At 70.3% G+C, this 26,403-nt stretch carries 26 protein-coding genes; 3 read left to right on the plus strand and 23 right to left on the minus strand.

Annotated elements, in window-relative coordinates:
• Positions 1–184 (minus strand): adenine nucleotide alpha hydrolase family protein (locus QWY80_RS12035; protein ID WP_494337376.1); only part of this gene is annotated, 184 nt, incomplete at its 3' end.
• The gene (locus QWY80_RS12040) at positions 181–933 is read right to left on the minus strand and encodes an electron transfer flavoprotein subunit beta/FixA family protein (protein WP_290231780.1); all 753 of its coding nucleotides are present in this window, start codon (positions 931–933) and stop codon (positions 181–183) included. The genes QWY80_RS12040 and QWY80_RS12035, both read right to left, overlap by 4 nt.
• A gap of 379 nt (positions 934–1,312) precedes the next feature.
• On the opposite strand from QWY80_RS12040, the gene QWY80_RS12045 reads away from it, so the two are divergent.
• Complete coding sequence (locus tag QWY80_RS12045; protein WP_290232580.1) at positions 1,313–2,953, plus strand: electron transfer flavoprotein-ubiquinone oxidoreductase; 1,641 nt, start codon at positions 1,313–1,315, stop codon at positions 2,951–2,953.
• On the opposite strand, the gene QWY80_RS12050 is transcribed toward QWY80_RS12045, so the two are convergent.
• The 18 genes from QWY80_RS12050 to QWY80_RS12135 form a co-directional block, all read right to left on the minus strand.
• On the minus strand, positions 2,938–4,041 hold the full coding sequence (locus tag QWY80_RS12050) for a DegT/DnrJ/EryC1/StrS family aminotransferase (RefSeq protein ID WP_353960453.1): 1,104 nt from the start codon (positions 4,039–4,041) through the stop codon (positions 2,938–2,940). The two genes, QWY80_RS12045 and QWY80_RS12050, sit on opposite strands and share 16 nt — an antisense overlap.
• Positions 4,038–5,003: a Gfo/Idh/MocA family oxidoreductase gene (locus tag QWY80_RS12055; RefSeq protein WP_290231782.1), complete on the minus strand. Its 966-nt coding sequence runs from the start codon at positions 5,001–5,003 to the stop codon at positions 4,038–4,040. Before QWY80_RS12055 ends, QWY80_RS12050 begins: the two co-directional genes overlap by 4 nt.
• Positions 5,004–5,123: 120 nt before the next feature.
• Positions 5,124–5,948, minus strand: a complete 825-nt coding sequence (locus QWY80_RS12060; RefSeq protein WP_290231784.1) for a sulfurtransferase — start codon at positions 5,946–5,948, stop codon at positions 5,124–5,126.
• Positions 5,945–8,146 (minus strand): ATP-dependent helicase, encoded by a 2,202-nt coding sequence (locus QWY80_RS12065; RefSeq protein ID WP_290231786.1) that lies wholly within the window; start codon positions 8,144–8,146, stop codon positions 5,945–5,947. The genes QWY80_RS12060 and QWY80_RS12065 overlap by 4 nt, the downstream gene beginning before the upstream one ends.
• Positions 8,143–8,697 (minus strand): DUF1285 domain-containing protein, encoded by a 555-nt coding sequence (locus QWY80_RS12070; RefSeq protein WP_290231788.1) that lies wholly within the window; start codon positions 8,695–8,697, stop codon positions 8,143–8,145. Before QWY80_RS12070 ends, QWY80_RS12065 begins: the two co-directional genes overlap by 4 nt.
• Positions 8,698–8,706: 9 nt before the next feature.
• Entirely contained in the window at positions 8,707–9,552 is an 846-nt protein-coding gene (locus tag QWY80_RS12075) for a TatD family hydrolase (protein WP_290231790.1), read from the minus strand.
• Positions 9,553–9,688: 136 nt separating this feature from the next.
• Entirely contained in the window at positions 9,689–10,024 is a 336-nt protein-coding gene (locus QWY80_RS12080) for a PilZ domain-containing protein (protein ID WP_290231792.1), read from the minus strand.
• 17 nt (positions 10,025–10,041) lie between these two features.
• Positions 10,042–11,058, minus strand: coding sequence for a DNA polymerase III subunit delta' (locus QWY80_RS12085; protein WP_290231795.1), 1,017 nt, complete (start codon positions 11,056–11,058; stop codon positions 10,042–10,044).
• Complete coding sequence (gene tmk, locus QWY80_RS12090; protein WP_290232584.1) at positions 11,049–11,669, minus strand: dTMP kinase; 621 nt, start codon at positions 11,667–11,669, stop codon at positions 11,049–11,051. The genes QWY80_RS12085 and tmk overlap by 10 nt, the downstream gene beginning before the upstream one ends.
• 200 nt (positions 11,670–11,869) lie before the next feature.
• On the minus strand, positions 11,870–12,874 hold the full coding sequence (mltG, locus tag QWY80_RS12095; protein ID WP_290231796.1) for an endolytic transglycosylase MltG: 1,005 nt from the start codon (positions 12,872–12,874) through the stop codon (positions 11,870–11,872).
• A 27-nt stretch (positions 12,875–12,901) separates the two neighbouring features.
• Complete coding sequence (pabC, locus tag QWY80_RS12100; protein ID WP_290231798.1) at positions 12,902–13,708, minus strand: aminodeoxychorismate lyase; 807 nt, start codon at positions 13,706–13,708, stop codon at positions 12,902–12,904.
• A 10-nt stretch (positions 13,709–13,718) separates the two neighbouring features.
• Positions 13,719–14,957: a beta-ketoacyl-ACP synthase II gene (gene fabF, locus QWY80_RS12105; RefSeq protein WP_290231801.1), complete on the minus strand. Its 1,239-nt coding sequence runs from the start codon at positions 14,955–14,957 to the stop codon at positions 13,719–13,721.
• Positions 14,958–15,177: 220 nt separating this feature from the next.
• The gene (gene acpP, locus QWY80_RS12110) at positions 15,178–15,411 is read right to left on the minus strand and encodes an acyl carrier protein (protein WP_008956801.1); all 234 of its coding nucleotides are present in this window, start codon (positions 15,409–15,411) and stop codon (positions 15,178–15,180) included.
• A 132-nt stretch (positions 15,412–15,543) separates the two neighbouring features.
• Positions 15,544–16,287, minus strand: coding sequence for a 3-oxoacyl-ACP reductase FabG (gene fabG, locus QWY80_RS12115; protein WP_290231802.1), 744 nt, complete (start codon positions 16,285–16,287; stop codon positions 15,544–15,546).
• A 30-nt stretch (positions 16,288–16,317) separates the two neighbouring features.
• On the minus strand, positions 16,318–17,286 hold the full coding sequence (gene fabD / locus QWY80_RS12120) for an ACP S-malonyltransferase (RefSeq protein WP_290231804.1): 969 nt from the start codon (positions 17,284–17,286) through the stop codon (positions 16,318–16,320).
• 4 nt (positions 17,287–17,290) lie between these two features.
• The gene (plsX, locus tag QWY80_RS12125) at positions 17,291–18,361 is read right to left on the minus strand and encodes a phosphate acyltransferase PlsX (RefSeq protein ID WP_290231807.1); all 1,071 of its coding nucleotides are present in this window, start codon (positions 18,359–18,361) and stop codon (positions 17,291–17,293) included.
• 43 nt (positions 18,362–18,404) lie between these two features.
• Positions 18,405–18,575 carry a 50S ribosomal protein L32 gene (gene rpmF, locus QWY80_RS12130; protein ID WP_021820795.1) on the minus strand — a complete coding sequence of 57 codons (171 nt, stop codon included), beginning with the start codon at positions 18,573–18,575 and terminating at the stop codon, positions 18,405–18,407.
• A gap of 33 nt (positions 18,576–18,608) precedes the next feature.
• Complete coding sequence (locus tag QWY80_RS12135; protein ID WP_290231815.1) at positions 18,609–19,136, minus strand: YceD family protein; 528 nt, start codon at positions 19,134–19,136, stop codon at positions 18,609–18,611.
• A 102-nt stretch (positions 19,137–19,238) separates the two neighbouring features.
• Here QWY80_RS12135 and QWY80_RS12140 point away from each other — a divergent pair, with 102 nt between their 5' ends.
• Complete coding sequence (locus tag QWY80_RS12140; protein WP_290231817.1) at positions 19,239–19,829, plus strand: Maf family protein; 591 nt, start codon at positions 19,239–19,241, stop codon at positions 19,827–19,829.
• A 126-nt stretch (positions 19,830–19,955) separates the two neighbouring features.
• On the opposite strand, the gene sppA is transcribed toward QWY80_RS12140, so the two are convergent.
• From sppA to QWY80_RS12155, 3 genes are read right to left on the minus strand one after another with little or no spacing between them, the layout of a single operon-like run.
• Positions 19,956–21,059, minus strand: a complete 1,104-nt coding sequence (gene sppA, locus QWY80_RS12145; RefSeq protein WP_290231819.1) for a signal peptide peptidase SppA — start codon at positions 21,057–21,059, stop codon at positions 19,956–19,958.
• Complete coding sequence (locus QWY80_RS12150; protein ID WP_290231821.1) at positions 21,056–21,715, minus strand: HAD family hydrolase; 660 nt, start codon at positions 21,713–21,715, stop codon at positions 21,056–21,058. The genes sppA and QWY80_RS12150 overlap by 4 nt, the downstream gene beginning before the upstream one ends.
• A gap of 9 nt (positions 21,716–21,724) precedes the next feature.
• Positions 21,725–22,672: an RluA family pseudouridine synthase gene (locus QWY80_RS12155; protein ID WP_290231824.1), complete on the minus strand. Its 948-nt coding sequence runs from the start codon at positions 22,670–22,672 to the stop codon at positions 21,725–21,727.
• Between the two features lie 560 nt (positions 22,673–23,232).
• On the opposite strand from QWY80_RS12155, the gene rne reads away from it, so the two are divergent.
• On the plus strand, positions 23,233–26,355 hold the full coding sequence (gene rne, locus QWY80_RS12160) for a ribonuclease E (RefSeq protein WP_290231826.1): 3,123 nt from the start codon (positions 23,233–23,235) through the stop codon (positions 26,353–26,355).
• The last annotated feature ends 48 nt before the right edge of the window (positions 26,356–26,403 follow it).

The raw sequence follows: 26,403 nt of genomic DNA on the forward strand, positions 1-26,403 counted from the left end.
TGTCGGCGACGCGCACGCGGCTCACGCCGTCGAGCTGGCTCGCGGCCTCGGCGATGGCGGCGACGTTCTCGCCGGCCACCAGCACGTCGATCTCGCCACCGATCTGCCGGGCCGCCGCGACCACATGGGCGGTGGCGTCGGCCAGGACGCCGTCGTGATGTTCGGCCAGGACCAGGATGCTCATGAGATCACCTTCGCTTCGTTCTTCAGCTTGTCGACCAGCTCGTCCACCGAGCCCACCTTGATGCCCGCCTGGCGCTCGGCCGGCGGCTCGACCCTGAGCAGCGTGACCTGCGAGGCCACCTCGATGCCCAGCTCCTCTGGCGTCTTGACGTCCAGCGGCTTCTTCTTGGCCTTCATGATGTCGGGCAGCTTGGCGTAGCGCGGCTCGTTCAGGCGCAGGTCGGTGGTGACGATGGCCGGCAGGGTCAGCTCCACGGTCTGCAGGCCGCCGTCGATCTCGCGGGTCACCCGCGCCTTGTCGTCCTCGATGACCACCTCGGAGGCGAAGGTGCCCTGGGGCAGGCCGGTCAGGGCGGCGAGCATCTGGCCGGTCTGGTTGTTGTCGGTGTCGATGGCCTGCTTGCCGAGGATCACCAGGCCCGGCTGCTCGTCCTCGACCACCCTGGCCAGCGCCTTGGCGGCGCCCAGCGACTCGACGCGCTCGTCGGTCTCGACGTGGACGGCACGGTCGGCGCCCAATGCCAGGGCGGTGCGCAACTGCTCCTGGGCGGCCTTGGGCCCCACGGTCACGGCCACGATCTCGGTCGCCACCCCGCGCTCCTTGAGACGCACCGCCTCTTCCACGGCGATCTCGCAGAAGGGGTTCATGGCCATCTTGACGTTGGTGAGATCGACGTCGGAGTTGTCCGGCTTGACCCGGATCTTGACGTTGTAGTCGATGACGCGTTTGACCGCGACGAGTACTTTCATGGTGTCCTCGCTTGGCTCTTCGAGAGTTGAACCATATTACAGGTGACAGGGCGCAACGCCGGTCGCATGCGGTCGTCGCGACGACGCGTTTATAACCATGAGTCATGGTCTTAGAAAATTCATGCGAGCGTTTGATAGGCGCCACATCGCAAAAACCCCTTCATTCTGCCTCAGCCGGTGAGTCGGCAACAATCCCGACATCTGCCGCCGGCCGCATTGCACTGTCGAGGGGATGACCTCGATCGGCTATTATGCCTATCATGGTGACTGGCTAGAAGCAAACGACCGTTTAAAATCAGTTCGACGTTGGTGGCATGCCGCCCGGGCGTCGAGGGCAGCGAGGAGAGACGAGGTGGAAGAACAAGTCGAACGCGATTCCATGGACTTCGATGTGGTGATCGTCGGCGCCGGACCCGCCGGCCTGTCGGCGGCCTGCCGGCTGATGCAGCAGGCCGGCGAGGCCGAGCAGGAACTGACGGTGTGTGTGGTGGAGAAGGGCTCCGAGGTGGGCGCCCATATCCTCTCCGGGGCGATCTTCGAGCCTCGCGCCCTGCAGGAGCTGTTCCCCGACTGGGAAGAGCGCGGCGCCCCGCTGACCACCCCGGCCAGCCGCGACGAGGTCTACCTGCTCAAGGACGCCGAGAAGGCCCAGAAGCTGCCCAACGCCCTGGTGCCGCCGTCCATGCACAATACCGGCGGCGATATCACCCGCTACGTGGTCAGCGCCGGCAACCTGTGCCGCTGGCTGGCCGAGCAGGCCGAGGGCCTCGGCGTGGAGATCTTCCCCGGCTTCGCCGCCCAGGAGGCGATCGTCGAGGACGGCGTGGTCAAGGGCATCCTGATCGGTGACATGGGCGTGGCCGCCGACGGCACCCCCAAGGACGGCCATATGCCGGGCATGGAGCTGCGCGCCAAGTACACCCTGTTCGCCGAGGGCTCGCGCGGCCACTTGGGCAAGCGGCTGATCGAGCGCTTCGACCTCGACGCGGGCCGCGATCCCCAGCACTACGGCATCGGCCTGAAGGAGCTCTGGGACATCCCCGCCGAGCAGCACGAGCCCGGCCTGATCCTCCACGGCGCCGGCTGGCCGCTGGACAAGCACACCCATGGCGGCTGGTTCCTCTACCACGCCGAGAACCAGCAGGTGGTGGTCGGCCTGATCATGGACCTCTCCTACCAGAACCCCTGGCTGTCGCCCTTCGACGAGTTCCAGCGCATGAAGCACCATCCGCTGCTCAAGCGCCACCTGGAGGCCGGCAAGCGCGTCTCCTACGGCGCCCGGGCCATCACCAAGGGCGGGCTGAACTGCCTGCCGAAGATGACCTTCCCCGGCGGCCTGCTGATCGGCTGCGATGCCGGCACGCTGAACTTCGCCAAGATCAAGGGCCTGCACACCGCCATGAAGTCGGGCCTGGTGGCCGCGGAGTCGGTGTTCGACGCCATTGCGTCAGGCGATGAGGGCGGCCAGGAGCTGACCGCCTTTACCGAGAAGTGGGAGGCGAGCTGGGCGCATGCAGAGCTCAAGGCAAGCGCCAGCTTCGGCCCGGCGATCCACAAGTACGGCACCACCCTCGGCGGGGCCTACAACTTCGTCAACCAGCTGATCAAGGGCAAGCTACCCAATATTCACGACACCACCCCGGACCACGCTACCCTCAAGCCCGCCGACGAGTGCGAGAGGATCGACTACCCCAAGCCCGACGGCAAGCTCTCCTTCGACAAGCTCTCCTCGGTGTTCCTGTCCAACACCAACCACGAGGAGGACCAGCCCTGCCACCTGAGGCTGGCCGACCCGGAGCTGCCGATCCGCGACAACCTGCCGACCTACGCCGAGCCCGCCCAGCGCTACTGCCCGGCGGCGGTCTACGAGGTGGTCGAGGACGACGACGGCAAGCCGCGGTTCCAGATCAACTTCCAGAACTGCGTGCACTGCAAGACCTGCGACATCAAGGACCCGGCCCAGAACATCACCTGGGTGGCACCGGAGGGCGGCGGCGGGCCCAACTATCCGAATATGTGACCCGGCGAAGCCTGTCGCAGCGCTTCCGCCACCCTCTCCTGTTGTGCCGATTCGAGATAGGGATGCATCGGCAGGCTGAGGATGCGCTGGCACAGCGCCTCGCAGGCCGGCAGGCGACAGCCGGGGTCGGCCACGGCGGGCTGACGATAGAGTGGCGTCGGATAGTGGATGGCGGTGGGTATCCCGGCCGCGGCGAGGCGCTCCCTCACCCGCTCTCGCGCGGCCAGGCATAGGCTGTACTGGGCATGCACGCTGGTATTGCCCGGGGCCAACGCCAGCGGCTCGACCGGCAGGTCGGCCAGCAGGCGGTCGTAGCGCTCGGCCACCGCCTGGCGCCACCCCAGCTCCTCGTCGAACGTCTCGAGCTTGACCAGCAGGACCGCCGCCTGGAGGGTATCCAGGCGGCTGTTCGTTCCCAGCCGCGGATGGCGGTAGCGCCCCGCCTCACCATGCCGGGCGATGCTGCGCAGGGTCGCCGCCAGCTCGTCATCGTCGGTGAACAGCGCCCCGCCGTCACCGTAGGCGCCCAACGGCTTGCCGGGAAAGAAGCTGGTGGCCGCGACCCGGCTCAGGCCGCAGGAGGGGCGACCGTGGCGGGTGGCGCCGAAGCTCTGGGCGGCATCCTCGATCACCGCCAGGCCATGACGCTCGGCCAGGGCCTCCAGGGCCTCCATATCGGCACATTGCCCGAACAGCGAGACCGGCATGATGGCCCGGGTGCGCGGGGTGATCGCCGCCTCGGTCGCCCCGGGATCCAGCAGGCCGGTCCGCGGATCGACGTCCGCATAGACCGGCCTGGCCCCGACCAGGGCCACGCTGCTGGCGGTGGCGATGAAGCTGAAGCCGGGCACGACCACCTCGTCGCCGGGCCCCACTTCCAACGCCCGCAGGGCGAGCTGCAGGGCATCGGTGCCACTGGCGCAACCGATGCAGTGGGCCACCCCCAACCGCCCCGCCAGGCGCCCCTCCAGGGCCTCGACCTCCGGGCCGAGCACGTAGCGGCCATGGGCCAGGACGGCCTCGATGGCGGCCTGCAGGCGGGGCCCGAGGCGCGCCTGCTGGGCCGCCAGGTCGATGAAGGGCATCATGGCCGGTCGCCACCGGCGGTCAAGCGGGTCGGCAGCCCGGGGTGCCCTTCCCCGTCACGGGGCATCTCGGGCGTGGCATGGCGAATCGCGTAGACGGTCTCCAGGCAGTGGCGCACGGTGTCGATGCCGAAGCCGCGACCGGCGAGGATCTCGCGATAGCTGACCGTGTGCAGGTCCTCGAAGCCGCTGGAGAAGTCGAAGGCCTCGCCGTCGCAGCGGATCGCCCGGTAGGTGGGCTGCCGACCGGGCATGTTCTCGGGCAGGTCCTCGGCATCGATGGAGAGGAACCAGCGCACGCGCGCCTTGCGGTACTCCAGGTAGCCGGCGGCCTTGTGCTCGTCGCGGTAGTGCACCACCAGGCGCTCCAGCTCGCCGAAGATCAGCCGCAGGATATCGAAGAAGTGCACCCCCACATCGGCCTCCACGCCGAACGACTTGCGCGGGTCCCCCTTCCAGCTCACCAGGTACCAGGGCCCCCGGGAGGTGATGTAGGTGAGCTCCACCTCGTACCGGGTATCACGTGCCTCGGCCAGCACCTTGTCGCGCAGCTCGTGGATCGCCGGGTGGTGGCGTAGCTGCATGATGCTGTAGACGCGCCGCCCGGTCTCTTCCTCCACGTCGCGCAACTCGTCGAGCTGGGCCGGGGTGGGCACCAGGGGCTTCTCGCAGATCACGTCGCAGCCCAGTTGCAGGCCGGCGACCACATGGGCGCCATGCAGATGGTTGGGGGAGCAGACGACGACATAGTCCAGGGCCCCCGTCCCCTTGCGGCGGAGACGCCAGGCATGCTCGAGGAAGGACTCGAAGCGGGTGAAGAAGGCGCAGTCGGTGGAGATCGAGTCGATGATGCCCACCGAATCGTTGATGTCGTAGGCCGCCACCAGGGCGTTGCCGGTCGCCTTGATGGCCTGCATGTGGCGCGGCGCGATATAGCCGGCCGCCCCGATCAGCGCGAAGTTCATCTGCCACTCCTCCACGGCCACCCCACCGTGATAAGGGTAGTGATGCCGGCAACAACTGCCCAGGAGCCTGTCGGACTTGACGCCGATCTACCTTGAGATCCGGTCGAATCCGACAGGCTCCTAGCGGCCGCGCGACACCGGCCTCGCCGGGTCGCGGATCCACTCGCTCCAGGAGCCGGGGTAGAGCCGCGGCAGCGGGCGGCCGGCCACGGCATAGGCGAGGATGTCGTGGCAGGCGGTGATCCCGGAGCCGCAGTAGGCCACCACCTCGTCGGCGTCCGGCAGCTCGGCCTCCAGCTCGGCGGGGAGCTTGAAACGACCGTCGGCGGTGAGGTTGTCGGCGCTGGGCCGGCAGACCGCCCCGGGGATGTGGCCCGCCACCGGGTCGATGGGCTCGGCCTCGCCGCGGAAGCGTTCCGGCGCGCGGGCGTCCACCTTGAGCGCACGGCCGGAGAAGACCCGGTCGGCGTCCAGCCAGGCATCGTCCCGATAGGCCGGCGCCCAGTCGGAGGGCCGCGGATCGACGGCCTCGCCCTCCTCCAGCGCGCCTCCCGCGGCCTGCCACGCCGCCAGGCCACCGTCCAGCACGCGCACCTCGGGATGGCCGGCCCAGCAGGCCAGCATCCACCAGGCCCGGGCGGCGGCCAGCTGGGCGCCCCTGTCGTCGTAGACCACGATCGGCACATCCGGGGTCAGCCCGAGCCGCTGCAGGCTGGCGGTGAAGGCGTCGCGGGTCGGCAGCGGATGGCGGCCGCCCTCCCCCGGCGGCCCCGCCAGGTCGCGATCCAGGTCCAGGTGATGGCTGCCCGGCAGGCGCGCCTGCCGCCACAGGCCGCGGCCGGCGTCCGGGTCGCCCAGGCGGGCGCGGCAGTCGAGGAGCCTCGGCGGCCGGGGGCCGGCCAGGGCCGCGGCCAGCTCGTCGACCGAGATCAGCGGATGGATCATGCGCGTTCTCCTTCCAGCAGTTCGATGGGCGCCCGGCTGGCGATCAGGCGCCGCCGGCCGGCGTGCCGGAAGCGCACCTCGATCACCGGGTCGTCGGGGTCACCCTCCACCAGGTCGATCTCGCCCTCGCCGAAGACCGCATGATGCAGCCGCTGGCCCACGTCGAAGGCCCGGTAGTCGGCAGCCGGCTCGGCCACGCCCGGCGTGGGTTCGGCCAGGGGCAGCGCGACCCCGAGCGCCGCCAGGTAGCGCTCCACCAGGGCCGGGCGTGCGACCGCCAGGGGCTCGCCCTCGCCCCCCGACGCCTCCTCCAGGCGGCGTGCCACCCGCCCGCACTCCTGCCAGGCACTCTCGGCGATGAAGCGGCTGGGGCGGTGGTCGCCGCCGTCGTGGAGGAGTACCAGGCGCTCCATGGCGCGGGTGATGGCTACGTAGAAGAGGCGGCGCTCCTCCTCGAGCCGCTGGGGCGAGAGGGGATTGTCGCGACCGTAGTGGGGGAAGTCCTGCTCGTTGACGCCGGCCACCGCCACCAGGGGCCACTCCAGCCCCTTGGAGCCATGCACCGTGGTGATCAGCACGCCGTCGTCGCGGCTCTCCACCGGGCGGCTCAGCAGCTCGATGAAGGCCTCCGGGTCGTTGCCGAGCTCGGCGGCCTGCTCCAGCAGGACGTCGAGCAGGCGCACGTCCTCCTCGCCCTTGTCGCGCCGCGAGGCGGCGCGCTTGAGCACCTTCTCGGCCTCGACCTCCGCCACCACGTGCTCCAGCAGCCGGGCCGGCGGCCAGGCCCCCAACCGCGGCAGCTCGCAGAGCAGCGCCCAGCGCTTCTTGAGGGTGCGTTTCTGGTGGGCCTTGAGCCCCTCCAGCAGGGCGTCGTGACGCTCCGGCCAGCGCCGGGTCTCGGCCAGGCGGGCGGCCAGGGCCTGGAGCCGCTCCCGGGCCACGAAGGGGGTAGGCTGGCCCAGCAGCAGCGCCAGATGGCCCGGGTCGCGCAGCAGACCTGGCTCCCGGGCCAGGCGCAGGTAGCCGGCCAGCGCCTGGACCAGCGGCAGGCGGAACACGAAGCGATCCTCGCGGGCCAGGCGGAAGGGGATGCCCTCGCGCAGCAGCGCCAGCTGCAGCGGCACCGACAGCGCCCAACTGCGCACCAGCACGCCGGCCTCGCCGAGGGACCGCCCCTCGCCCTGCCAGGCGTCCAGTGCCTCGAGTAGGCCGCGACTGCCCTGCCCCAGCACCAGCCGGGTGCGCGGGTTGGCCGCCCCCGCCAGGCAGAGCTGGTCGGGGCGCCGGCGGTTGGCCTCGATGGCGTGGTTGGCGGCCAGCGCCAGGGCGTGGCCGTGGCGGAAGGTGGTGGAGAGCGGGTAGTCCCGGGCCGCACCGAAGGTGGCCATGAAGCGCTCCAGCATGGTGTCGGGGTGCGCCCCGCGCCACTCGTAGATGCACTGGTTGGCGTCGCCCACCGCCATTACCTCGGCCCGGCCGCCGGTCAGCAGCGCCAGCAGGCGCTGCTGGGCCACGTTGATGTCCTGGTACTCGTCGATGATGACGTGGTCGAGGAAGCCCTGGACCCGGGGGCGCAGGGCGGCGTCCGCCTCCAGGGCGCGCAGCGGCCGGTAGAGCAGGTCCGCGTAGCCCATCAGGCCGTGTGCCTCGAGCAGCGCCTCGGCCTGCTCGAAGGCGGCCGGGAAGTAACAAGTCTCCACGCCATAGTCGAGGCGCTCGTGGAGCGCCGCGGGCGAGGCCATCTCCGCCTTCACCAGGGCGCAGAAGTGCGCCAGGGCCTCCAGGCGCTCGGCATCCAGCGCCGACTCCCGTGCCTCCGGATCGTCACCCAGGGCCAACTGGGTGGCCTGGCGCAGCAGGCGTTCCACCTGCCAGTCGGCGGTCAGCAGCTGGCGCGGGGAGAGCGCTCCCCAGCGGGTCAGGCTGGCGGACAGACGATGCCCCAGGGAGTGGAAGGTGCGCACGTCGGGCAGTCGCTGGCCGGCCGGTGCCATGGCGGCGAGCCGGGCCTGGAAATCCTCGCGGGCCGAGCGGTTGAACATCAGCACCAGGATGCGGCCCGGCGGCACGCCGCGGGCCAGCAGGTGCAGCACCCGCGCCACCATGGTGGTGGTCTTGCCGGAGCCGGCCACGGCGGCGACGCGGGCGTGGCCGCCGTCATGCTCGACGACGGCCCGCTGCTCGGCGGTCAGCCTCATGGGACCTCGCCGTGGAGGAGGCCCAGCGGATGCCAGGCACCGCCGCTGTCGAGGCCGAGCGCCTCACGGCCATCGTCGAGGACGCCCGGCTCGGCCGCCTCCACCAGGCGATAGAAGACGTTGCGTCCCAGCCGGGCGGCGAGCCCGAAGCGCACCGGCACCTCGGGGACGAGTTCACCGGCGGGCGTCTCGCTGAGGGTGAAGGGATGCGCGGCATCCAGGGACAGGCGATCGCCCAGGTTGGTGGTCAGCCACCAGCCGCCCTCGCCGCCGCGGTCGGCATCGACGATCAGGAAGGGTCGGTCCTCGACGCGGATGCGCTGCAGCTCGGCGGGAGTGACCAGGGCGTAGCCGCCGTCCGGCTCGCGGCGCAGGATGGTGGAGAGCAGCCGCACCAGGCGTGGTCGGGCGATGGGCCGGCCCTCGTGGATCCAGCGGCCGTCGGCGGCGATCACCAGGTCCATCTCGCCCTGGTGCGTCGGGTGCCAGCGGTCCACGGGGGGAATCTCACCCTCGGGTTCGATCCGGGCCAGGAGGGAATCCAGGTTCATGTCACCAGCCTAGACCAGCCCGGCGTCCTTCAGGGCGCCGCGCAGCTCCTCGGGCACTTCGGGAGCGGCGGCGCGGAACAGCCGGTAGAAGTTGGCGGTGGTCTGCATGGCCACCTCCTCGATGCTGATCCCGCGTTCGGCGGCGATACACTCCGCCACCTCCACCACCCAGGCGGGTTCGTTGGGCTTGCCGCGGTGGGGCACCGGCGCCAGGTAGGGGCTGTCGGTCTCGATCAGCAGGCGGTCCAGCGGCACCCGCCGGGCCACCTCGCGCAGTGCCCGGGCGCTGTGGAAGGTGACGATGCCGGAGAGCGAGATGTAGAAGCCGTGGCGTACCGCCTCGCGGGCCATGTCCAGGTCCTCGGTGAAGCAGTGCAGTACCCCGCCGATGGCCGGATCGACGTGCTCGCGGATCATCGCCAGGGTCTCGTCGCGGGCCTCGCGGGTATGGATGATCACCGGCAGCTCGAGCTCGGTGGCGGCGACCAGCTGGCGGCGGAAGCGCTCGCGCTGGGTCTCCCGGTCGGGCACCTCGTCCGGTGCCTTGGCAAGGTAGTGATAGTCCAGGCCGCACTCGCCGATGGCCACGGCACCGTAGCGCTCGGCGGTCTCCTTGATCGCCGCGACGCTCGGCTCCTCGGCGACCCGGTGCAGCGGATGCACGCCGGCGGAGATCACCACGTCGTCATGCTCGCGGGCGATGGCGGCCACGCCGGGCACTGCCTCCAGGGTCACGCCGATGGCCAGGAACTGCTTCACGCCGCGCTCGCGGGCGGCGGCCAGGGCGGCGGCGGGATCCCCACCGTGGGTGGCGGGGTCGAGACGATCGAGGTGGCAGTGAGAGTCGATGAACATGAATCTCTTCGGCAATTGATGACAAAAGATAACGAGAAGGAAGAACTAAGAGGGAAGAACGTGGCTACGCCACCAGCATACGCAGGATGGTTCTTCCCTCTTCCCTCTTCCCTCTTCCCTCTTCCCTCTTCCCTCTTCAGAGCGTATAGGTCGGCGTGCCCTTGTCGAGGTGGCCGGCCAGCAGGTTCTCGATACGGTCACGCACCGCCTGGTCGCCGACGCTGAAGTGGATGCCCACCCCCGGCATCCGCCGGCCGGTCACGCCCTCGGGCGAGACCCACACCACCTGGCCGGTGACCGGCACCCGGTCGCTCTCGCCGGGCAGGGTCAACAGCAGGTAGATCTCCTGGCCGAGCTCGTAGCGCTCTCGGGTGGGGACGAAGATGCCGCCCCGCTCCAGCGAGGGCATGTAGGCCGAGAGCAGGGTCTGGACGTCCTGGATATTCAGCGACAGGGCCTTCTGGGCAGCCATGGGCCTCTCCTCATGAATCAAGAGCGCAGCAGCGCGGACCAGCGCACCAGCCAGGCTTCCAGCACCAGCTGGGGGTTGGGGTTGCCGCCCGCGGCCAGCAGGCGACGCTGTTCACGAGCATAGTCGAGCAGGCGGAACCAGTCGCGCACCCGGGCATTCTTCACCGCCTGGCGGTAGAGGGGCAGCAGGTCGGGGTTGCGCAGCCCATCGCCGTCCCCGGAAAGCCCCAGTCGGATCAGGTCCTCCAGCCAGGCGATACCGTACCACAGGATGGCGTCGATGGACTGGCGATCCAGGCGGGCCGCCTCGGCGACCGGCTCGGCGCCACGCACCAGGGCCTCGAAGGTCTCGAGGAGCTGCTGGCGAAGGGCCCGGGACTCCGGCTCGGCCAGCCGCAGGGCGGCCAGCGGCAGCCCCCCGGCCAGGCCGACCCAGAAGCGCGCCTCCTCCTCGCCACCCAGGCGCTCGGCGAGCCAGGGCAGGCAATCGGCCTCGGCGGGGGGCGCCAGGCTCCAGTGCTGGCAGCGCGAGCGAATGGTCGGCAGCGTCCGCGAGGGGATGTCGGCGAGCAGCACGAAGAGGGTACGGCCGCCCGGCTCCTCCAGGCTCTTGAGCAGGGCGTTGGCGGCGGCCACGTTGAGGGTCTCGGCCGGGGCGATGAGGATCACCCGGTAGCCGCCCTGCTGGGGCGTCTGGGCGACGAAGTCATTGACCTGGCGGATGGCGTCGATGCGGATCTGTCGCTTGCCTTCCTCCAGCTCGACCCGCAGCAGGTCGGGGTGGTAGCCGGCGGCCAGCATGCGGCAGCCATGGCACTGGCCGCAGGCGCCCTCCCCCGGCGCGACACACAGGGTGCGGGCCACCAGGGCGTCGGCCAGGGAGCGCTTGCCGACGCCGCGCGGACCGGAGATCAGCAGCGCATGGGGCAGGCGCCCCGCCTCGGCCAGCGCCACCAGCTCGCGGAAGCGCGGCCGCAACCAGGGCAGCGGCTCGACGACCAGGGCGGTCTCGGGGGGCATCTCGTTCACTGCCATGCCGACACCCGTTCTTCCAGCACGCCACGGATCTCCTCGCCCACCTCGGCCAGGGGACGGGTGGCGTCGATCACCGCGAAGCGCTGCGGGGACGCCTGGGCACGGTCCAGGTAGGCGGCGCGCACCGCTTCGAAGAAGTCGGCCCGCTCGCGCTCGAAGCGGTCGCGCTCGCCGCCCCTGCCTGCCAGACGCCGCTGAGCCTCCCGTATGGGCATATCCAGCAGCAGCGTCAGGTCGGGCTCGAGGCCCCGCTGGACGAAGGTCTCCAGCTCGGCGATGCGGGGGGCCGGGATGCCGCGCCCGCCGCCCTGATAGGCGAAGGTGGCGTCGGTGAAGCGGTCGCACACCACCCAGGCGCCCCGTGCCAGGGCCGGGCGGATCACCCGGGCCAGGTGCTGGGCGCGGGCGGCGAACACCAGCAGCAGCTCGGCGTCGTCGTCCAGCGGTTCGCCTTCGGCGGGGTCGAGTAGCAGCTGGCGGATCGCCTCCGCGCGCGGCGTGCCCCCGGGCTCGCGGGTCTGCACCACCTCGAGGCCACGCGCCTCGAGCCACTCGACCACCAGGGCGAGGTTGGTGCTCTTGCCGACCCCCTCTGCCCCTTCCAGGGTGATGAAGTGTCCCCGTCGGGCTTCCCTCTTTCCCTCTTGCTCGGGGCTGGACCGGCGACGGGCCTTCGAGGAGGCGCTGTGAATACTTCCCTGTACGCTACCGACGCCATCCCTGGCGTAGGACCTCCTCTCCGCCCCATCCCCGGCGCCCCTCGCTGATTGCGCTGAAACTTGCTTAGCCTTCTTACGCATGCCTGCTCCAGTCAGCGATTGCGGATATAGCGATTCACCGCGTTGTTGTGCTCGCGCAGGGTACGCGAGAAGTGGTGGCTGCCGTCGCCCTTGGCCACGAAGTAGAGGGTATCGCCGGGCTTCGGGTCCACCGCGGCCTCCAGCGACGCCCGCCCCGGCAGGGCGATGGGCGTGGGTGGCAGGCCGTCGATCACGTAGGTGTTGTAGGCCGTGGCCTCGCGCAGGTCGGCGCGGGTGATGTTGCCATCGAAGCGCTCGCCCATGCCATAGATCACCGTGGGGTCGGTCTGCAGGCGCATGCCATGCTCCAGGCGTCGCGTGAAGACGCCGGCGATCTCGCGCCGCTCTTCCGGGGCACCGGTCTCGCGCTCGATCAGCGAGGCCATGATCAGCGCCTCGTAGGGGCTCTCGATGGGCAATTCATCGGCGCGCTCGACCCACACCTCCTCGAGCACCGACTCCATGCGCACGAGCGCCTGCTCGAGGATCTCCAGGTCGCTGACGCCCTTGTGATAGCGGTAGGTATCGGGGAAGAACCAGCCCTCGGGGTGGCGCCCCTCGCGGTCGAGCCGGGCCATCACCTCGGCGTCGCTGAGGCCCGCGGTACGCTGCTCCAGCTTGGGTGCCTCGGCGAGCAGCTCGCGCATCTGGCGGAAGGTCCAGCCCTCGGGCACGGTCAGCGGGTAGGTGACCACCCGGTCGCTGCCCAGCAGCTCGAGCAGTTCGCGGCCGCTCATGTCGGGCTCCAGCATGAACTCGCCGGGGCGCAGGCGCGGCACAGCTTCGGGCTCCAGCCGAGTCAGCAGCCGGAAGGCCCAGGCGTCGGCAATCACGCCCCGCTCGGCGAGCTCGCCCACCACTCGATGGTAGCCGGCACCGCGGGGCACCTCGTAGAGGGTCGGCTCGTCCACGGCGATGGGCTCCGCGAGCCGCGACTGCCAATAGCGATGGCCGCCGAACAGCGCCGCCCCGGCCAGGATGGCCAGCACCAGCAGGATCTTTACCGCACGCAGCATGCAATTCCTCGTTGTGTGATGGACGGCTCAGGCGACGGGATGGCCAAGCAGGGCATGGGCCTCGGCCTGGAGCTCGCGATGCAGGGCGATGAGCTCCCAGCGGCGGCGCTCGTCGCCCCCCGCGGCGTCGAGCCGCACCACCGGCCAGATGCCCTGCACCGAGTTGGCCAGCCACACCGCTTCGGCCGCCTCCAGTGCCTCCGGCCCGACATCGACCTCATGGACGTCCAGACGTTCCATGAGTGCCTCGCGCAGGGTCCCGGCGACGCCACAGCGCGACAGGCTCGGGGTTTCCAGGCGCCCGTCACGCCGCCAGAGGAGATTCATGGCGGTGGCCTCCACCAGCCGTCCCTGGGTATCGCACAGCAGACCTTCGGCGATGGCGTCGTCGTCCCACTCCGCCCGGGCCAGGACGTTCTCCAGGCGATTGAGGTGCTTGAGCCCGGCCAGCGCCGGCTGAACGGCCAGGCGCATCCGGCACAGGCGCACCCGCACGCCCTCGCGCCAGCGCGTCTCGTCCGGCGCGAAGGGCGACAGCCGCCAGCGCAGACGCGGCTCGGGGGCGACCGGGGGACGGTAGCCACGCCCGCCACTGCCGCGAGTCAGGGTCAGCTTGAGCACGGCCAGACCGGGGCCCGCCTCGGCCAGGGGGGCGGCCAGTTCCTGCTCGGACGGCATGGGGATGCCCAGCGCATGACAACCGCGGGCCAGGCGCGCCAGGTGCTCGTCCCACAGCCGCGGACGGCCGTCGCGGACCAGTACGGTCTCGAACAGGCCGTCGCCGTAGGCCGCGCCGCGATCGTCCAGCGGCCAGCTACCCTCGCCGGCCGTCACGCCGTCGACCTCATGCCCGCGAGAAGACCAGGGTGCCGTTGGTACCGCCGAAGCCGAAGGAGTTGGAGAGCGCCACGTCGATCTTCATCTCCCGCGCCGTGTACGGCACGTAATCCAGGTCGCAGCCTTCCTGGGGGTTGTCCAGGTTGATAGTGGGCGGCGCCACCTGGTCGCGGATCGCCAGCACCGAGAAGATCGCCTCCACGGCCCCGGCCGCCCCCAGCAGGTGGCCGATCATCGACTTGGTGGAGCTCACCGCCACGGACTCCGCGGCCTCGCCCATCACCTTGCGTACGGCCCGACTCTCGGCCAGGTCACCGGCCGGGGTCGAGGTACCATGGGCATTGATGTAGTGGACGGCGGAGGGATCCAGGCTGGCGTCGCGGATGGCGTTGGCCATGGACAGCGCCGCCCCGCCGCCATCCACCGGGGGAGCGGTCATGTGATAGGCGTCGTCGCTCATGCCAAAGCCGGTCAGTTCGGCGTAGATGGTCGCCCCCCGCGCCTTGGCGTGCTCGTACTCCTCGAGCACCATCACCCCGGCACCGTCGGAGAGCACGAAACCGTCGCGGTCCCGATCCCAGGGGCGACTGGCCGCAGCCGGGTCGTCGTTGCGGGTGGACAGCGCCCGCGCCGCGGAGAAACCGCCCAGTCCCAGCGGGGTGGTGGCCATCTCGGCACCGCCGCAGACCATGACGTCGGCGTCGCCGTAGGCGATGGTACGTGCGCTGTAGCCGATGTTATGGGTGCCGGTGGTGCAGGCGGTGGTGATGGCGATGTTGGGGCCGCGGAAGCCATACTGGATCGCCAGGTTGCCGGAGATCATGTTGATGATCGAACCGGGTACGAAGAACGGCGAGATGCGCCGGGCGCCGCCCTTGTGGAGGGCATCGTGGTTATGCTCGATCATCGGCAGTCCGCCGATGCCGGACCCCACGGCCACCCCGATGCGCGAGGCGTTCTCCTCGGAGCACTCCAGCCCCGCGTCGTCGATCGCCTGGGCGCCGGCCGCCACGCCGTACTGGATGAACAGGTCCATCTTGCGGGCGTCCTTGGGGTTCAGGTAGGGGCTGATGTCGAAGCCCTTCACCGAGCCCCCGAAGCGGGTATTGAAACTACTGGCATCGAAGTGCTCGATGGGGGCGATACCGCTCTTGCCGGCGACGATGTTGCGCCAGCTCTCCTCGACGCCGTTCCCCACCGGCGTGACCAGGCCCAGGCCGGTCACCACTACCCTTCTACGTGCCATCGGTCTTCCTCCAGGCAATCCTTCACATGACACGGCCCCGTCGCGGGGAGCCGTCTTTTGCGGGCATTATACCGAGTCTCCCCGCGACATGCCGCCCCCGACGAGTCCGTCGGACAGCGTTCGGGTGCGAAAAAGCCGCCCCGTGCGGGGCGGCTTTCCTGGGGGCCGTTCCGGCTAGGGCGGCCCCGGCGTCAGCAAGCGGTCTCGACCGCCACCAGGCTTACTGGTGGGCGTTGACGTAGTCGATGGCTTCCTGAACGGTAGTGATCTTCTCGGCTTCCTCGTCGGGAATCTCGGTATCGAACTCCTCCTCGAGCGCCATGACCAGCTCGACGGTATCCAGGGAGTCGGCGCCCAGGTCTTCGGTGAAGGAGGAGCTGTTCTGGATGTCCTCTTCCTTGACGTTCAGGCGCTCGGCCACAACCTTCTTCACGCGCTCTTCGATGGTGCTCATTATGACGTACTCCAGTCGTTCACATTGGCCGTCCAGATGACCAGCCGTTAGGGTTCCAGATCCGCAAGCCGGAAGCTGCGGGGTAGTGTATAGACGCCCCGGAGCCGGCGCAACCGCCGGATCCGGAGGGTCTCAACGCATGTTCATGCCGCCGTTGACGTGCAGGGTCTCGCCGGTGATGTAGCCGGCGGTCTCGCCGGTGAGAAACCCCACTGCCGCAGCAATCTCCTCGGGCTGGCCGAGCCTGGCGAGCGGGATCTGCCCCAACAGCATCTCGTGCTGCGCCTCGGGCAATGCTTCGGTCATGTCGGTGGCGATGAAGCCCGGAGCCACCGCATTGACGGTGATGGCCCGCGTGGCCACCTCACGCGCCAGGGCGCGGGTGAACCCCTCCATGCCCGCCTTGGCGGCAGCATAGTTGGTCTGCCCCAGGTTGCCCATGGTGGCGACCACCGAGCTGATGCTGACGATGCGGCCGAAGCGGGCCCGGGTCATGCCGCGCAGGCATGCCTTGCTGACGCGATAGACCGACTTGAGGTTGGTGTCGACGACGTCGTCCCACTCCTCTTCCTTCATGCGCATCAGCAGGTTGTCGCGGGTGATGCCGGCATTGTTGACCAGGATGGTCGGCGCGCCGAACTCCTCGCCGATCGCCTTGATCAGGCCGTCGACGCTGGCTTGGTCGGTGACGTCGAGGGTGCGACCGGCGCCCTGGATGCCCTGGGCCCTGAGGTCGGCGTCGATGCGCTCGGCACCGGCATCGCTGGTGGCGGTGCCGATCACGATGCGCCCCTGGCGCCCCAGCTCGTGGGCGATGGCACGGCCGATGCCGCGACTGGCCCCGGTGACCAGGGCGACTCTGGATTCGCTAGACATGGTGATTTCGCCTTCGTCCGGATGGAAAGGTCAGCCCTGGGCCGGCGCCTGGCCGGCCGCACCGCGTGCCAGTTCCAGCGCCGCATCCAGGCTGTCGGGATCGTTGACCGCCAGGCCCTTGCTGCCGCGGGCGATGCGCTTGCCCAGGCCGGTGAGCACCTTGCCCGGCCCGCACTCGATGAACACCCCGGCACCGCGCTCGACCATGGCCTCCACGCAATCGGTCCAGCGTACCGGCCGGTAGAGCTGCTCGATCAGCCGCGTACGCAGGGTCGCCACGTCGGCATGGGCCTGAGCGTCCACGTTCTGGACCACGGTGTAGCGCGGTGCACGCAGCTCGATCGCCTCCATGGCCTCGGCCAGGCGTTCGGCAGCGGGCTCCATCAGCGCACAGTGGGATGGCACCGAGACCGGCAGCGGCATGGCACGCTTGGCCCCCGCCTCCTGGCAGGCGGCGATGGCACGCTCCACGGCGGCCTGGCTCCCGGCGATCACCACCTGGCCGGGGGCATTGTAGTTCACCGCAGCCACCACATCGCCCTGGGCAGCGTCGGCGCAGGCCTGCTCCACGATGGCATCGTCGAGGCCGAGGATCGCCGCCATGGCGCCCTCGCCGGCCGGCACCGCCGCCTGCATCGCCTCGCCACGCAGCTTGACCAGCTTCACGCCCTCGGCGAACGGCAGGGCTCCGGCACACACCATGGCGCTGTACTCGCCGAGGCTGTGGCCGGCCATGGCCCCGGGACGCGGCCCCTCCAGCTCCTGCCAGACGCGCCAGATGGCGACGCTGGCGGTGAGCAGTGCCGGCTGGGTACAGGCGGTGGCGTTGAGCGCCTCGACAGGCCCTTCCTGAACCACCTGCCAGAGATCGTAACCCAGCGCGTCGGCGGCCTCCTCGAAGGTGGTGCGCACTACGCTGTAGCGTTCCGCCAGCTCCCGCAGCATGCCGACCTGCTGGGAGCCCTGCCCGGGAAACACGAGGGCGAGCGGTTGAGTCATCTTGTCACCTATGCTCTTGTTGGCTGTCATCGCCACCGGCCGCGCCGGCGCGAGGATCCTGATTCGTCGGGCGCGCGCCCAGCTCCGCTGCCAGGCGCCGCGGCAGGTCGTGCTCGACCTCGCGTACCGCGCGCAGCACAGCGTAACGAAAGCCGGCGGCATCCGCACCGCCGTGGCTCTTCACCACGATGCCCGCCAGCCCCAGCAGGCTGGCGCCGTTGTAGCGTACCGGGTCCAGCTCGCGACGCAGCCGCCGCAGGGCCGGCCGTGCCAGGGCCCCCACCAGGCGGCTGCCCCAGTGGGCCTCGAAGGTGGCCTGGACCCGCGCCACCAGCATGCGCGCCAGGCCTTCGCTGGCCTTGAGCACCGCATTGCCGACGAAGCCATCGCAGACTACCACGTCGACCTCGCCGGCGAAGATGCCGTCGCCCTCGACATAGCCACGATAGTCCAGGCCGGGCAGGGCACGCAGCCGCGCATCCGCCCCGCGCACGCTGGCGGTCCCCTTGGTGCCCTCGACGCCGACGTTGAGCAGCGCCACACGCGGCGCCGCCAGGCCATCGACGCGACGCGCCATGACCTCGCCCATGCGCGCGAAGTCCACCAGGCGCTCGGCGGAGGCCTCGACGTTGGCCCCCAGGTCGAGCAGGTAGCAGCGCCCCTGGCGAGTGGGGATGGCGGTGCTGATCGCCGGCCGGGGGATGCCGGCCACGGTGCCCAGCGCCCGGCGCCCCAGGGCCATCAGGGCCCCGGTGTTGCCGGCGCTGACGCCGGCGTCGGCCTCCCCCGCCACCAGGCTGGCCAGCATCCTGGCCATGCTCGAGTCGCCGCCATGGCGCAGGGCATCGGAGGGGCGCGATCCGGGATCGATCACCCCCGGAGCATCGACGACCACCAGACACGAACCCGCCGCGGCGAGACGCCGCGGCAGGCAGGAGATCTCGCGCTCCAGCTGGGCCTGCGGGCCGAACAGCCGAAGCTCGAGCCGGGGATCCTGGAGGGCCGCGCCGGCCGCCCCGCGCACCGTGGCGCAGGGGCCGAGGTCACCGCCCATCGCGTCGATGGCGATCCGCACGAGGGGTCAGCGGCCGGAGATTACCGCAGGGTACGTCGTCGCCTCAGGCGTCGACGACCTTGCGGCCACGGTAGAAGCCGTCCGGAGAGACGTGGTGACGCAGGTGGGTGGTACCGGTCTCCTTGTCCTGGGAGAGGGTCGGCGCGCTCAGGGCATCGTGGCTGCGACGCATGCCGCGCTTGGAACGAGTCTTGCGGTTCTGTTGAACTGCCATGGAATGTCACTCCAGAGTGAATCGATCGGAAAATCAGTGTTTGCCCTTCAGGCGCCTGAGCACCTCGAAGGGACTCGCCGCGGGCTCGTCGGATGCCTCGGCACCCTCCCCGCTGGTCAGCTGGTCGCGAGAGACCGCACAGTCGGCCTCATCGTGGTAAACCACCTGGGGGAGGCTGAGGATCAGTTCATCCTCGACCACCGTCAACAGGTTCAGCTGTTCGTCTTCCACCAGCACCGGCTCATGGGTGCTCGGCAGCTCGGCTGCCAGGGCGTCGCTACTCACCATGCCCAGCAGGAAATCGCTCTCCACGCGCTGCGCCATGGGCGAGAGGCAGCGCCGGCAGGGCAACTGCAGGTCGGCCTCCAGGTGCCCCTGGATCACCCGACGCCCCTGGGCGTCGATGGCGAAATCCAGCCACACCGCCACCTCGCCATGCTGCGCCCCGACCGCCTCGGCCAGACGCGCGAAGGCGTCGAGGGCCACCAGGCCCTCGAGATGCTCGGCGTGGGCGGCGAGCCGGTAGGGCTCGACCCGGTTGGGAAGTCGCGTGGTCAACATAGGCGCGCAATGATAGGCACTCCCCCTGCCCCTGTCAAAGCCGTCGTGAGCCGCCCGGCGCGTGTTACCCTGGCTCCCGGAATGTCGACCAGGGAAGCCCTCATGACACGCCTCGTCCTCGCCTCGGGGTCCCGCTGGCGCCGCCAGCTCCTCGACCGCCTCGGCCTGCCCTACGCCTGGCAGGCCCCCGATATCGACGAGACGCCGCACCCCGGCGAGTCGCCACGGGCACTGGTGCACCGCCTGGCGCTGGCCAAGGCCGAGCGGCTGGCCCGTGCCTGGCCGGATCACCTGATCGTCGGCTCCGACCAGGTGGGGCTGTTCGACGGCGAGATCCTCGGCAAGCCCGCCGACGAGGCCACCGCCCGCGCCCAGCTGGCGCGCTTCTCGGGCAAGCGGGTGCGCTTCCTCACCGGCCTGGCGCTGCTCGACACCCGCCACGCCCGCCACCGGGTCTGCCACGAGACCTTCGATGTGCTGTTCCGTGAGCTGACCGGGGGCGAGATCGCCCGCTACGTGGAGAGAGAGAACCCACTGGAGTGCGCCGGCAGCTTCCGCATGGAGGGGCTCGGCATCGCCCTGTTCGAGCGCCTCGAGGGCGACGACCCCAACACCCTCATCGGCCTGCCGCTGATCCGCCTCTGCGCGATGCTGCGCGAAGCGGGACTCGACCCCCTAGCGCCTGGCGTTTAAGCAAGTTGTAGGCCAACTCTGTTGGGCAAATGGAAGCCTCCCGGGGGCGCTCCGAGCCCGCTGCACCATCGGCGCCTGACGGCGCCAGTCGCGCAGCGGAGCTGCCCTCCTGCACTGCTCGGCGTTTCACGGAAGCTGATAACGCACCGGCGACTCCGCCCGCGGCAGGCCGAGCCACTCCATGGCCACGCGGCCGAACTGCCGCGACAGCCGCTCGAAGGGATCGAGTGCAGGCGTATAGTCACGCACCTCGGGCTCGTCGAGGCGCTCCCGGGCCAGGGCATCGAGGCTGCCCAGCTCGTCCACCAGGCCGAGCTCCAGGGCCTGTTCGCCGCTCCAGATCAGCCCGCTGAACAGTCGCTCGTCGTCGGCGAGCCGCTCGCCCCGCCCCTCGCGCACCGCCGCGATGAACTGCTCGTGGGTGCTCTCGAGCACCGACTGCCAGAACTCGCGCTGCTCGGGAGCCACCTCGGAGAAGGGATCGAGGAAGGCCTTGTTCTCGCCGGCGGCGTAGACCCGCCGATCGACCCCCAGGCGGTCGATCGCCTCCGCGAAGCCGAAGCCGGCATGGATCACGCCGATGGAGCCCACCAGGCTCGCCGGCGCGGCGACGATCTCATCGGCCGCCGCGGCGATGTAGTAGGCACCGCTGGCCCCCAGGTCCTCGATCACCGCGATGATCGGCTTGTCGCCTTCGCCGCGCAGCCGCATGATCTCCGCGAAGACCCGCTGGGACTGCACCGGACTGCCGCCGGGGCTGTCGATGCGCAACACCACGGCCTGGCTCTGTTCGGCCTCCCAGGCACGCTTGAGGCCAGCGATGATGCGCTCGGCGCTGGCCGGCGAGTCGGCATCGATCGCGCCGTCCACCTCGACCACCCCGAGGTGTGGCCCGGGCGCCGCGCTCACCCCCGGCGGCCCCGCCACCAGGCTGTAGAGGGTCACCGACAGCGAGGCCAGGATCAGTGCCGCGAAGAAGAAGCGAAAGAACAGCTTCCAGCGTCGCGAACGCCGCTGCTCCGCCAGCACCCCGCCGATCCAGCGATCCATCATCTCCAGCTGGGCCAGGCGCTGGCGCTCGCGCAGCGCCTCGGCATCCTCGGGCATCGCCGGCTCGCTTCCCGTGGCGCCACGGGTCTCGCGGCGGGCCTTGGCCTCCTCGCGGGTCAGCTGGGCCCCCTGGGTCCAGGGATCCTGTGTCCCGCCATCCTTACGCTCGTCGTCGCTCATGTGCACCGTCCATGCAACCAGTCGAAGAGTTGAGACACCGTCTCGGCGGTGAAGGTCGGCCGGCTGGCGGCCAACCGCTCGCGGGCGTGCACGCCCCAGGTCACCGCCACCCGATCCATGTCGAGCGCCCTGGCCATCTCCAGGTCGTACTCGGTATCCCCGACCATCACCGCCTCGCCCACCGGCACCGAGAGCTCCGCCAGCAACTCCTCGAGCATCAGCGGATGGGGCTTGGAGCGAGTCTCGTCGGCGGTACGGCTGGCGTGGAACCAGTGGCCGCTGCCGCTTTCGCGGAAGACCCGCTCGAGCCCCCGCCGGCTCTTGCCGGTGGCCACCGCCAGGCGCTGGCCCTCGCCGTCGCGCAGCGCGGTCAGGCCGGCCTCCACCGCCGGGAAGAAGTGCATCGGGGTGGCATCGCCCTCCACGAAGTGCCAGGCGTAGCGGCTGCGCAGCAGTTCGGCGCGCTCGGCGTCGATGCCGGGGCACAGGGCCGCGATGGCCTCGGGAAGCCCCAGGCCGATGATATCGCGTATCGCCGCCGGCTCCGGCACCGGCCAGCCGATGTCACGGGCTGCCGCCTGCATGCAGGCGACGATGCGCCCCGCGGAGTCCATCAGGGTGCCGTCCCAGTCGAAGATCACCAGTCGATAGCGCATGTCACCCCCTCAGTCGGCGCGGCGGGCGCGGGCCAGCACCGCCTCCAGTGCATCGGGCAGCGGCGCGCGGATCCGCACAGGGCGGCCACTGCTGGGCTCGGGGAAGGCGAATGTCTCGGCATGCAGGAAGAGCCGCGACAGGCCGAGCCCCGCCGTCTGGCGCTGACTCTCTCGACTGCCGTACTTGTCGTCGCCGAGCAGCGGGTGGCCGGCGTGGGCGGCGTGCACGCGAATCTGGTGGGTGCGCCCGGTGACCGGCTCGGCCTCCACCAGCGTGGTCCCGGCGAAGGCCTCGCGTACCGCGAAACGGGTACGCGCCACCTTGCCCTCGGCGTCGACACGCACCCGACGCTCGCCGTTGCCTAGCGTGAAACGGTCGAGACGCGCCGCCACGAAGTCGCGCCTGGCCGGCCAGCGCCCCGCCACCAGCGCCAGGTAGCGCTTGTCCATCTGCTGCTGCTTGAGGGAAGCATTGAGGGCCAGCAGCGCCGGGCGCGACTTGGCCAGCAGCAAACAGCCCGAGGTGTCACGATCCAGGCGATGCACCAGCTCGAGGAAGTCGAGGTCCTCGCGCACCTGGCGCAGGGCCTCTATCAGGCCGATCTTGACGCCGCTGCCACCGTGCACGGCCAACCCCGAGGGCTTGTTGATCACCAGCCAGTCGCGCCCCTCCACCAGTACGCTGCCGGCCAGCAGGTTGCGCAGGTTGTCACTCACCTCCTGCACCGCCTCCCGCGGCGACAACCTGAGCGGCGGGATGCGCACCACGTCGCCCAGCACCAGCCGGGTGTCGGGCTTGACGCGCTTCTTGTTCACCCGCACCTCGCCCTTGCGCACGATGCGGTAGACCAGTGCCCGAGGCGCCCCCTTGATGCGCGTCATCAGGAAGTTGTCGACCCGCTGGCCGACCTGCCCTTCCGTCACCTCCACCCACTGTACGTCGTGCCCTTCGGCCATGCCGAGACTCCACTGCCAGAACCTGCGAAGGGCCGCATTCTACCGCAGTGAGCGCCACCGTGCGCCAATTGCTGGCCACCCCCATTGCTGTTATATTGCCAACTCGCTCCAATGGGCCGAAATGGGCCTGACGAGCGCCTGCCCGACAGACACGCAGGCCGGAGCGAAAAGATCAGGCCGCGACGACGTCGACACGTCCCGCCGCCCATCGCAAGACGAGTGAGACAACGATATAGCGCCACGCCCGGATCCCCCGTCGCTCCCCCCGTCATGGAGCCTCGGCTGGCCACGGGACACGTTCAACAGCGTGCCGGAGACCGGCGTCGGCGAATCGATGAATGCCAGGTGTTGGCGGTGACCGCAGGGCCGGATGGGTGACGCCCACCGAAACATGTCCTGCCTCCGCCCCGTACTCAACATGGTCATGCCGCGCCGCCGCCCCGATCGGGCGTCACGCGGCCGGACGCTACTGCGCATCCGCGACATGCGCTGAGCACAGGCACGCAGCACACAGAGGTTCGCCACGTCGGGCTCGCCGGTACCCCATAGTGCGAGTCAACATGAAACGGATGCTCATCAATGCGACCCAGCCCGAAGAGCTGCGCGTCGCACTGGTCGATGGACAACGCCTCTACGACCTGGACATCGAATCCGGTGCCCGGGAACAGAAGAAAGCCAATATCTACCGCGGCAAGATCACCCGTATCGAGCCCTCCCTCGAAGCCGCCTTCGTCGACTTCGGCGCCGAGCGCCACGGCTTCCTGCCCCTCAAAGAGATCTCCCGCGAGTACTTCGTCAAGGATCCCGATGGTCGCCCCAGCATCAAGGAAGTATTGAAGGAAGGCCAGGAAGTCATCGTCCAGGTCGACAAGGAGGAGCGCGGCAACAAGGGGGCGGCGCTGACCACCTTCATCAGCCTGGCCGGCCGCTTCCTGGTGCTGATGCCCAACAACCCCAAAGCCGGCGGCATCTCGCGGCGCATCGAGGGCGAGGAGCGCAGCCAGCTCAAGGACGCCATGAACCAGCTCACCGTGCCCGACCGCATGGGCCTGATCGTGCGCACCGCCGGCATCGGCCGCAGCACCGAGGAGCTGCAGTGGGACCTGGACTACCTGGTCCAGGTGTGGGAGTCGATCACCGCCGAGGCCGGCAAGCGCCCCGCGCCCTTCCTGATCTACCGCGAGTCCAACGTCATCATCCGCGCCATGCGCGACTACCTGCGCCAGGACATCGGCGAGGTATTGATCGACAGTCCCGAGGTGCACCAGGAGGCGCTGGCCTTCATCCGCCAGGTGATGCCCTCCTACCAGCAGAAGATCAAGCTCTACGCCGACGAAGTGCCGCTGTTCTCGCGCTTCCAGATCGAGTCGCAGATCGAGACCGCCTACGAGCGCGAGGTGAAGCTGCCCTCCGGCGGCTCCATCGTCATCGATCATACCGAGGCGCTGGTCTCCATCGACATCAACTCGGCCCGCGCCACCCGCGGCAGCGACATCGAGGAGACCGCCCTGCAGACCAACCTGGAGGCGGCCGACGAGATCGCCCGCCAGCTGCGCCTGCGTGACATCGGCGGCCTGGTGGTGATCGACTTCATCGACATGAGTCCGGCGCGCAACCAGCGCGAGGTCGAGAACCGCATGCGCGATGCGCTGAAGCTCGACCGCGCCCGGGTGCAGATCGGCCGCATCTCGCGCTTCGGCCTGATGGAGATGTCCCGCCAACGCCTGCGTCCCTCGCTGGGCGAGACCAGCGGCGTGGTCTGCCCACGCTGCAACGGCCAGGGCACCATCCGTGACGTGCGCTCCCTGTCGCTCTCCATCATGCGCCTGATCGAGGAGGAGGCGATGAAGGAGCGCAGCGCCCAGATCCGCGCCATCCTGCCGGTGCCGGTGGCCACCTACCTGCTCAACGAGAAGCGCAACGTGCTGGCCGACATCGAGCGTCGCCAGGAGGTCAGGGTGGTGCTGCTGCCCAACCCCGACATGGCCACGCCCCACTACGACGTCCAGCGCCTGCGCGACGACCACGTCGACGAGGATGGTGGCCAGAAGTCCAGCTTCGAGCTCTCCACCGATACCGAGGTGGGCCGCGAGCCCGAGGCCTCCTTCGGCAAGCCGGTGCAGCGCGCCGAGGCGGCGGTCAAGACCGTGATCCACCACGAACCGGCGCCGGCCTCCCTGCAACAGGAAGAGGCGCCCACCGCCGAGGCCAAGGCCGAGACCGAGACCGAGACCAGGGCCGCCCCGCCGGTGACCGCGGAACCCCAGGGCGGTGTGCTGGGTCGCCTGGTGAAGGGCCTCTCGCGCCTGCTGGGCAGCGACGAAAGCGAGGGCGAGGCACGCCCCCCGGGCGATACCTCCAAGGGCGGCCAGGCGCCGCGCAAGCCCGCCCGTGACGAAGAGCCCAGCGACCAGCGCAACGGCCGCCAGCGCAAGCCGCGCGGCGACGAGCGCCGCGGCGGTGGCCAGTCCCGGCAGGAGAGCGGCGCCAAGGCCGCCGCCCGCCAGGGCGGCGACGAGGGTCGCGGCAGCCGTGGCGGCCGCGGTCGCGGCCGCCAGGACGAGGCCCGCCAGCCGCGCCAGGGCCAGGAGGCGCCGAAGGGTCGCGACGACAACCGCCGCCAGCGTGGCGGCGACAAGCCGTCGGACAAGCGTGACGACAGGGCCGCCGACCAGAAACCGCAGGAGGCGAAACCCGCCCCCAAGGCCGAGGCCACCGCGGACGACGGCAAGCCCAAGCGCACCCGCAACAACCCGCGGAGCCGCAGCCGTCAGCATGCCCTCAACCCCAAGGCGGTGGCCGAGCAGGAGCGCCTGCAGGCCGAGGCCGCCAAGGCGGAAGCCGACGCCCCGAAGGCCGATGACGCCAAGGCAGTAGAGAAGCCCGCCGAGCCCAAGCCGGAGTCAGCCAAGGCCGAGCCCAAGCCAGCCGAGAAGCCCGCCGAGGCGAAAGCCGAGCCCAAGGTCGAGGCGCCGAAGACCGAGCCCAAGTCGGCCGAGAAGCCCGCCGAGGCGAAGGCGGAGCCCAAGGCCGAGGCGCCCCAGGCCGAACCCAAGCCGGCCGAGAAGCCCGCCGAGGCGAAGGCGAAGTCCAAGGCCGAGGCACCCAAGGCCGAACCCAAGCCTGCCGAGAAGCCCGCCGAGGCGAAGGCCGAGTCCAAGGCCGAGTCCAAGGCCGAGGCACCCAAGGCCGAGCCCAAGCCGGCCAAGCAGCCCGCCGAGGCGAAGGCGGAGCCCAAGCCCAAGACCGAGCCCAAGCCGGCCAAGCAGCCCGCCGAGGCGAAAGCGGAGCCCAAGGCCGAGGCACCCAAGGCCGAGCCCAAGCCGGCCGAGCAGCCCGCCGAGGCGAAAGCGGAGCCCAAGCCGGAGTCAGCCAAGGCCGAGCCCAAGCCAGCCGAGAAGCCCGCCGAGGCGAAAGCCGAGCCCAAGGTCGAGGCGCCGAAGACCGAGCCCAAGTCGGCCGAGAAGCCCGCCGAGGCGAAGGCGGAGCCCAAGGCCGAGGCGCCCCAGGCCGAGCCCAAACCGGCCGAGCAGCCCGCCGAAGCGAAGGCGGAGCCCAAGGCGGACGAGCAGCCCGCCGAGAGCCGGGCCAGCCGCCGCCGTCGCCGCCGCGCCCATAACGATCCGCGCGAGATCCGCCGGCGCGAGCAGGAGGCCAAGGCCCAGGAGGGTCAGCAGCGGTAAGGTCCCCTGCCCTCCCCAAACGACGTCGCCCGCAGCCAAGGCTGCGGG

The organism is Halomonas ramblicola (assembly GCF_030409215.1).
Classification (GTDB): Bacteria; Pseudomonadota; Gammaproteobacteria; order Pseudomonadales; family Halomonadaceae; genus Halomonas; species Halomonas ramblicola.